This window comes from Frankia sp. CcCS3, from assembly GCF_977927575.1.
The window spans coordinates 1-7749 of the sequence record NZ_CDWRCL010000067.1 but is presented as its reverse complement, the minus strand read 5'-3'; the positions used below and the strand labels follow the sequence as shown (position 1 = coordinate 7749).

Annotated in this window: 8 protein-coding genes and 1 pseudogene; all 9 read left to right on the top strand. The window is 70.8% G+C overall.

Annotated elements, in window-relative coordinates:
• Positions 1-56 precede the first annotated feature (56 nt).
• Positions 57-410 (top strand): nickel-dependent hydrogenase large subunit, encoded by a 354-nt coding sequence (locus tag AC08OQ_RS08585; protein ID WP_476611977.1) that lies wholly within the window; start codon positions 57-59, stop codon positions 408-410.
• Positions 411-545: 135 nt separating this feature from the next.
• A complete protein-coding gene (locus AC08OQ_RS08580) occupies positions 546-2504 on the top strand; it encodes a nickel-dependent hydrogenase large subunit (RefSeq protein ID WP_476604899.1) in 1959 nt (652 codons plus the stop codon).
• A gap of 12 nt (positions 2505-2516) precedes the next feature.
• Positions 2517-3242 (top strand): DUF5947 family protein, encoded by a 726-nt coding sequence (locus tag AC08OQ_RS08575; RefSeq protein ID WP_476600231.1) that lies wholly within the window; start codon positions 2517-2519, stop codon positions 3240-3242.
• Positions 3243-3269: 27 nt separating this feature from the next.
• Positions 3270-3482, top strand: coding sequence for a hypothetical protein (locus AC08OQ_RS08570; RefSeq protein ID WP_462186348.1), 213 nt, complete (start codon positions 3270-3272; stop codon positions 3480-3482).
• A gap of 180 nt (positions 3483-3662) precedes the next feature.
• On the top strand, positions 3663-5324 hold the full coding sequence (hypF, locus tag AC08OQ_RS08565) for a carbamoyltransferase HypF (RefSeq protein ID WP_476600233.1): 1662 nt from the start codon (positions 3663-3665) through the stop codon (positions 5322-5324).
• Entirely contained in the window at positions 5206-6111 is a 906-nt protein-coding gene (locus AC08OQ_RS08560; RefSeq protein WP_476600235.1) for a Kae1-like domain-containing protein, read from the top strand. The genes hypF and AC08OQ_RS08560 overlap by 119 nt, the downstream gene beginning before the upstream one ends.
• Before the next feature lie 7 nt (positions 6112-6118).
• Positions 6119-6424, top strand: a complete 306-nt coding sequence (locus tag AC08OQ_RS08555) for a HypC/HybG/HupF family hydrogenase formation chaperone (RefSeq protein WP_462186347.1) — start codon at positions 6119-6121, stop codon at positions 6422-6424.
• Complete coding sequence (gene hypD, locus AC08OQ_RS08550) at positions 6421-7575, top strand: hydrogenase formation protein HypD (protein ID WP_476600239.1); 1155 nt, start codon at positions 6421-6423, stop codon at positions 7573-7575. The genes AC08OQ_RS08555 and hypD overlap by 4 nt, the downstream gene beginning before the upstream one ends.
• A pseudogene (locus AC08OQ_RS08545) lies at positions 7565-7749 on the top strand (hydrogenase expression/formation protein HypE); the annotation flags it as partial. The gene hypD and the pseudogene AC08OQ_RS08545, both read left to right, overlap by 11 nt.

Here is a 7749-nt window from a genome sequence, read left to right as displayed (position 1 = left end):
CGACTCCCTAGGACCGGGCCTAGGGCCGGGCCCAGCGATGCCGAAGGGGTTGTGCGATGACGACGACCAGGCAGTCGAGAACCAGGGAGAAGCCCGCCCACATCGTGGAGATGGCGTGGGATCCGATCACGCGCATCATCGGCAATCTCGGGATCTACACGAAGATCGATTTTGCCAATCAGCGGGTCACCGAGTGTCACAGAACCTCGTCGCTGTTCCGCGGTTATTCGGTGTTCATGAAGGGCAAGGACCCGCGGGACGCGGGTTTCATCACCAGCCGCATCTGCGGCATCTGCGGGAACAACCACACCACCTGCTCGGTCTACGCCCAGAACATGGCGTACGGCATCGCGAACCCGCCGATGGCGGAATGGATCATTAGGGGACGTAATGAAGTAACAAATACGTGATCGAGAGCATCATCGCAGGTCACAGGCCTGTGGAGGGTTCGAAACGCGCAAGTTATTTCATTTCGACTCCTTAATCTCGGAGAGGCCGCCGAGTACCTGTTCGACCACAAGATCTTCCAGGACAACCTGGTATTCGTGGACTTCTGCGAGGCGATGGTCAAGCAGACCAACCCCGGCGTGCTGGCCCGGGCAGAGGCCACTGCCGCACCGAACGCGGCCGTGCACGGCATGCGGACTATCGCTGACATCATGCGCTCGTTCAACCCGTTCGAGGGAGAGATCTACCGGGAGGCCCTCAAGGTCAGCCGGATCACCCGCGAGATGTTCGGCCTGATGGAGGGCAGGCACGTGCACCCCTCCACGCTGTATCCGGGTGGGGTCGGCACGATGCCGGAACCGACGGTGTTCACCGACTACCTCAGCCGGCTGATGGAGATCCTCGATTTCGTCAAGAAGGCCGTCGCGCTGAACGACGACCTGTTCGACTTCTGGTACGAGGCGCTGCCCGGTTACGAGGAGGTCGGCCGCCGCCGGGTGTTGCTGGGCTGCTGGGGCGCGTTCCAGGATCCGAACGTCGTGGACTACCGGTACGAGAACATGACTACCTGGGGCCGGGCGATGCACGTGACACCCGGGATCGTCGTCGATGGCGATCTGCTGACCACCGACCTGGTGGAGATCAATCTGGGTATCCGGATCCTGCTGGGCAGTTCCTTCTACCAGGACTGGGTGAACGAGGAGCCGTTCGTCACCCGGGATCCGCTCGGAAATCCGGTCGACATGCGCCATCCGTGGAACCAGACGACGCTGCCGGTGCCGCAGAAGCGGGACTTCGGGGAGAAGTACAGCTGGGTGATGAGCCCGCGGTGGCTCGACGCCCGCAGCGGCGAGCATCTCGCCCTGGATACCGGGGGAGGGCCCTTCGCCCGGCTTTACACCACGGCACTCGCCGGACTGGTTAACACCCCCTACGTCACCGCGACCGGGGGCGCGGTGAACATCTCGCTGCCGCGCAGCCGCACGCTGCCCGCCGTCGACCTGCAGTGGAAGCCGCCGGCCTGGTCGAACGCGATCGAGCGGGACCGGGCCCGCGTCTACTTCGTCGCCTACGCGGCGGCGATGGCGCTGTACTTCCTCGAGCAGGGCATGGATCGGGTGCGCTCGGGTGACACTCGGGTGTTCTGCGACTTCGACGTGCCGGACGAGACGATCGGTTGCGGTTTCCACGAGGCGGTGCGCGGCGTGCTGTCGCACCACATGGTGGTGCGCGACGGCAAGATCGCCAATTATCACCCCTACCCGCCGACGCCGTGGAACGGCAGCCCCCGCGACTTCTTCGGGACCCCGGGCCCCTACGAGGACGCGGTCCAGAACATGCCGATCTTCGAGGAGAACGGTCCGGGGGGTTCAAGGGCGTCGACGTTATGCGGACGGTGCGCAGCTTCGACCCCTGCCTGCCCTGCGGGGTGCACATGTATCTTGGTCGGGGCCGCACTCTGCGCACGGTGCACTCGCCGATGTTCGGGGCCAGCCATGGTTGATCCGGACGGCGCGGGTGGGCACCGGCTCGACGATCTCGCCGTGCGGGGCCGGCTCGCCCACCTCGACGAGGTGCTGGCGCAGGTGGAGCGCATCCCGGGGCCGAGTGGCGAGCTGGCGATCGATGCGGTGGCGACACTCGCGGCGGTGTACGGCGAGGCGCTGGCCCGAGCCGTCGGATACGCGTCGGGGGCCCCGGAGGTGCTCGCCGCGTTCACCGGCGACGAGCTGCTCGACCATCTGCTCGTCCTGCACGACGTCCATCCCGAGCCGGTCGGGGCCCGGGTCGCGCGGGCGATCGAACAGCTTCGGCCCGGGATCCGGGACCGAGGTGGGGAGATCGAGCTGAGTGGGATCGAACGGGGGGTGGCCGAGGTCCGGCTGACCCTCGGCGGGTGTGGCTCGACCTCGGCGGGGATCACCGAGGCGGTTCGCCAGGCCGTGCTCGCCGTCGCGCCGGAGCTGTCCGACGTCCGGCGCCTGCCCGCGCCGGGCGCACCCGAGCCGGACCGCCTTCGTTCCCCTCGACACCGTGCTCGCCCGGCCCGTCGCTGACGGGGTGGGCCCATGACGTCCCCGATATCCCCGACGTCCCCGATATCCCCGACGGCCGACGGCGCGTTGCGGCGGCTCGTGCACGCCGCGACCGGCCGCGCCGGCGCGGCCGAGGCCCGCTGCGACATGTGCCGGACCGCCGTGCCGGCGGAGCATCGGCACATCCTCGACGAACAACGCGACGAGCTGCTCTGCGCCTGCCAGGCGTGCGCGCTGCTGTTCGACCGGGAGGCTGCCGGGCGTGGGCACTTCCGGCTTGTTCCCCGGCGACGGCTGCGGCTTCCCGCACTCGACGCGGACGAGCTGGGTACCCCGGTGGGGCTGGCGTTCTTCGTCGTCGGGACCGACGGCTCGGTCAGCGCCCGCTATCCCAGCCCGATGGGCGCCACCCGCTGGGACGTCGAGCCCGGCACGTGGCGCGGCATCGTGCGGCGCTGCCCGGCGCTGGGTGACCTGACACCGCTGGTCGAGGCACTGCTGACGAACACCGCCCACGGCCGCCACGAGCACTGGATCGTTCCCGTCGACGACTGTCACCGGCTCGTGGCGGTCATCCGGCGGGAGTGGAGGGGCCTGTCCGGAGGCAGGCGCGTGCGGCCGGCGATCGACGGGTTCTTCGCCGATCTCGGCCGCCGGCCCGCAAGCCCGGTGCGGGCCGGGGTCCGGGAGCCCGTTGCGCCCGCACGGCCGGTCCATCTCACGGGCCAGGGCCGCGCGGGCCCCGCGGGGCGGGGCTGAGAGGAAAGAGAGGGAGGGGAGGACGAGATGGCCGAGATCCGAGTCGGTAAGCCCGACGTCGCGCCGGACGCCACCGCGCACGTCAAGGGGGTAGCGCAGGGCAACGCGACCGGTTCGTACCGATGGCAGGCGGGGCACCACGCCGATGGCAGCGCCGACGCACGGCGCTCCACCGGCGTCCGGCCGAAGAGGCGCAATCCCGTCGCACCGAGGAGCATGCCCAACCTGCCGCCGGGGTAGCGCCCAGCGGGCGGCGCACCACCCGAAGCCCGCGGATACCCATGAGAAAGCGGTACCGAGGAGGTGGAGCATGAGTAGTCGCAAGCTGGTGCTGGCGACCGTCGGCGTGGCCGGTGCCGTCGGCCTGTTCTGGAGGGAGTATCCGGCCCTCGTCCGATACATCAGGATCGAGAAGATGTGATGGCGGACGGCACGGCGGGCCGCATGACCCGGCCGGCGCTCTCGGTGGGCGGGGCCGGTGAACCGAGTCGGGAGGCCGGCCCGGGCGGCCGGGCCCGGCGACGGTTCGTCGTCCAGGGGCTGGTCCAGGGGGTCGGCTTCCGGCCGTTCGTCCACGCCGCCGCGACGGAGCTGGCTCTGACCGGCTGGGTGCGCAACGACACCGGCGGCGTGGTCACGGAGGTCGAGGGAACCCCCGGCGCGGTCGAGGACTTCGCCCGCCGGCTTCGCTGCGACGTGCCGCCGCTGGCCATGGTCGAGCGGGTCGTGACCACGGAGCTTCCGCCCTGTGGCGGATCCGGCTTCGCGATCGCCCGGTCCCGGCCGGCCGCGGGCGGGCGTACGGCGGCGGCCCCCGACGTGGCGACATGCCCGGACTGCCTGCGGGAACTGGCCGACCCCGCGGACCGGCGCTACCGGCATCCGTTCATCACGTGCACCAACTGCGGACCCAGGTTCACGATCATCACCGACCTTCCCTACGACCGGCCGGCAACGACGATGGCCCGGTTCGCCATGTGCCCCGTGTGTGAGCGGGAGTACTCCGATCCGGCCGACCGGCGTTTCCATGCCCAGCCGATCGCCTGCCCGGCGTGCGGACCGCGCCTGGAGTTCGTGTCGCCGTCGGGCGCGCCGCGGACCGGCGAGGACGCGCTCGCTGCGGCGCGGCGGCTGCTCGCCGACGGTGGCGTCCTGGCGGTGAAGGGGGTGGGCGGCTACCACATCGCCTGCGTCGCCACCGACCCGACGGCGGTGACGACCCTGCGACGCCGCAAACGGCGCGGCGGCAAGCCGTTCGCCGTCATGGTCCACGACCTGGCTGCGGCCCGGGGCCTGGCGCATGTCGACGAGCGGGAGGCGGCCCTGCTCACCGACCCCGCTCGGCCCATCGTGCTGGTGCGCCGTCGCCGCGACGGCCGTCCCGCGCTCGCCGACTCCGTTGCCCCGGACAACCCCGATCTCGGTCTGCTGCTGCCCTACACGCCGGTGCACCATCTGCTGCTCGGCCTGCCAGGCGAGCCCGGGCCCGTCCATCGAACCGTCGGCACCGCCGGATGGCCGCCGTTGGTGATGACCTCCGGGAACCTCGGCGGCGAGCCGATCGCGGCCGGCGACGCCGACGCTCTGCGCCGGCTCGCCCCGCTCGTCGATGGCTGGCTGCGCCACGACCGTCCGATCCGGGTGCCCTACGACGACTCCGTTGTCCGGGTGGTCGACGGTGCCCCGTCGCCGGTACGCCGCTCGCGTGGCTACGCGCCGCTGCCGGTGCCGCTGCCGTTCGAGGTGCCCCCGACGCTGGCCGTCGGGGCCGACCTCAAGAACACCTGCGGCCTGGGCTCGGGCCGGTCGGCCTGGCTCAGCGGGCACATCGGGGACATGGACGACTTGGCCACCATGCGCGCCCTCGATGCCGCCGAGCGGCACCTCGAGCACCTGACCGGCGTCACCCCCCCGCCAGCTCGTCACCGACGCGCACCCGGGCTACCGGTCGCGCCAGTGGGCGGTGCGGCACGCCGCCGGCCGACCGGTACGGACCGTGCAGCACCACCATGCCCATGTGGCCGCGCTGATGGCCGAGCACGGCCTCGACGGCACCCGGTCGGTGGTGGGATTCGCCTTTGACGGGACCGGCTACGGCCCCGACCGGGCCGTGTGGGGCGGCGAAGTGCTGATCGCCGACTACCACGGGTTCCGGCGCTTCGCCCACCTGGGCTATGTGCCGCTTGCCGGTGGGGACGCCGCGGTTCGGCGGCCCTGCCGGATGGCGCTTGCCCATCTGCACGCCGCCGGAGTCCGCTGGGATCCCACCCTGCCGCCGGTCGTCGCCTGCCCGCAGCCGGAGCGGCGGGCGCTGACCCACCAGCTGGCCAGCGGGCTGGGCTGCGTGCCGACCTCCAGCATGGGGCGGCTCTTCGACGCGGTCAGCTCGCTGCTCGGCATCCGTCACGAGGTCGACTTCGAGGCGCAGGCGGCGATCGAGCTGGAGGCCCGGGCGCGGGCCGCGACCGGCGGCGGCGCGGACGACCGCGAACGCCACGCGTTCGCCTTGCGCGGGCAGGGGCCGGGCAGGCCGCTGATTATCGACCCGGCGCCGGTCATCCGGGCGATGGTGAGGGATCTGTCGGCCGGGCTCGCCGTGGAGACCGCCGCGGCCCGTTTCCATACAGCCGTCGTGGCGATGATCGTGGACCTCGCCCGGCGAGCACGCGTAGAGGTGGGCCTTGACCTGGTCGGACTCACCGGCGGGGTCTTCCAGAACGCCGTTCTGGCGACGGCTGCATCCAGGGCACTGCGTGCGGGGGGCTTCACGGTGCTGCGGCATGCGCGGGTACCTCCGAATGACGGGGGGATCGCTCTCGGTCAGCTGCTCGTCGCCGCAGCGCGGGAAAAGGCGCGGGAAAAGGGGTGAGGAACAGGTGTGTCTCGCGGTTCCAGGACGGGTGGTGGGGATCGAGGAACGCCACGGGGCCCGGACGGCCGAGGTCGATTTCGGAGGTGTGCGCAAGGACGTCTGCCTGCAGTACCTGCCCGAGATCACGGTCGGCGAGTACGTGATCGTGCATGTGGGGTTCGCGATCCAACGGCTGGACGAACGGTCGGCGTTGGCGTCGCTGGCCACCTTCGCGCGGATGGGACTCCTGACCGAGGAGTTGGGTGACGGTGCGGACGGTGTGAGTGCCACGGCCCGCGGGGCCGGCGAGGAGGAGGGGATGACGCGGTGAGGTATCTGGAGGAGTTCCGGGATCCGGAGCTGGCCGGTCGGCTGCTGGAACAGATCCACGCGACGACGACCCGCCCATGGTCGATCATGGAGGTCTGCGGTGGGCAGACCCACTCGCTCATCCGGCACGGTATCGATCAGCTTCTGCCCGAGGGCATCGAGATGATCCACGGTCCCGGCTGCCCGGTGTGCGTGACCCCGCTCGAGATCATCGACAGGGCTCTGGAGATCGCCGCGCGGCCGGGCGTCATCTTCTGCTCCTTCGGCGACATGCTGCGGGTACCGGGGAGCGATCGGGACCTCTTCCGGGTGAAGAGCGCGGGTGCCGACGTCCGGGTGGTCTACTCCCCGCTGGACGCCCTGACGATCGCCCAGCGCAACCCCGATCGGGAGGTCGTGTTCTTCGGGATCGGATTCGAGACCACTGCGCCGGCCAACGCGATGACGGTTTTCCAGGCGAAACGGCTCGGCTTGGGCAACTTCTCCCTGCTGGTGTCGCATGTGCTGGTACCGTCGGCGATCGCTGCGATCATGGAGTCGCCGAGCTGCCGCGTCCAGGGGTTCCTGGCCGCTGGTCACGTCTGCAGCGTGATGGGCACCGGCGAGTACCCGGCTCTGGCGCGGCGTTACGGCGTGCCGATCGTGGTCACCGGCTTCGAACCACTCGACCTCCTCGAGGGCATCCGGCGCACCGTGGTGCAGCTGGAGGCCGGCCGACACGAGGTGGAGAACGCCTATCCCCGGGCGGTTCCGGTCGCCGGCAACCCGGCCGCCATCGCGATGCTGCGGGACGTTTTCGAGATGGCCGACCGGGCCTGGCGGGGCATCGGTGTCATCCCGGGCAGCGGCTGGCGCCTGTCGCCAGCCTACCGCGACTTCGACGCGGAGCTGCGGTTCGCCGTGGCGGATGTCCACACGGCCGAGTCTTCGGCGTGCCGATCGGGCGAGGTTCTCCAAGGCCTGATCAAGCCGCATGAGTGCGTGGCCTTCGGACGGCAGTGCACGCCGCGGACCCCGCTCGGCGCGACCATGGTGTCCTCCGAAGGGGCCTGTGCCGCCTACTACCTCTACCGCCGGATGAGCACCTCTCCGGCGGTTGCGCAGGCCTCGCCGGAAGCGGGACGTGCGCTGGAGGTGGGACATGGTGGATGAGGCCGTGACGGCGGTGGATCCGGCCGCGTGGACCTGTCCTGTGCCGTTGGTGGAGTGCCCCACGATCGTGATGGGGCATGGCGGCGGAGGCGCGATGTCGGCCGAGCTCGTCGAGCATCTCTTCCTGCCGGCCTTCGGAGTCGCCGGCGCGGGCGGTCCGGAGGACCTGGGGGA

What these genes read in the sequence shown, in the direction of transcription:
- AC08OQ_RS08585 (WP_476611977.1), top strand. Translation starts at nt 57, where the DNA reads ATGACGACGACCAGGCAGTCGAGAACCAGGGAGAAGCCCGCCCACATC.
- hypF (WP_476600233.1), top strand. Translation starts at nt 3,663, where the DNA reads ATGGCGGACGGCACGGCGGGCCGCATGACCCGGCCGGCGCTCTCGGTG.
- AC08OQ_RS08570 (WP_462186348.1), top strand. Translation starts at nt 3,270, where the DNA reads ATGGCCGAGATCCGAGTCGGTAAGCCCGACGTCGCGCCGGACGCCACC.
- AC08OQ_RS08575 (WP_476600231.1), top strand. Translation starts at nt 2,517, where the DNA reads ATGACGTCCCCGATATCCCCGACGTCCCCGATATCCCCGACGGCCGAC.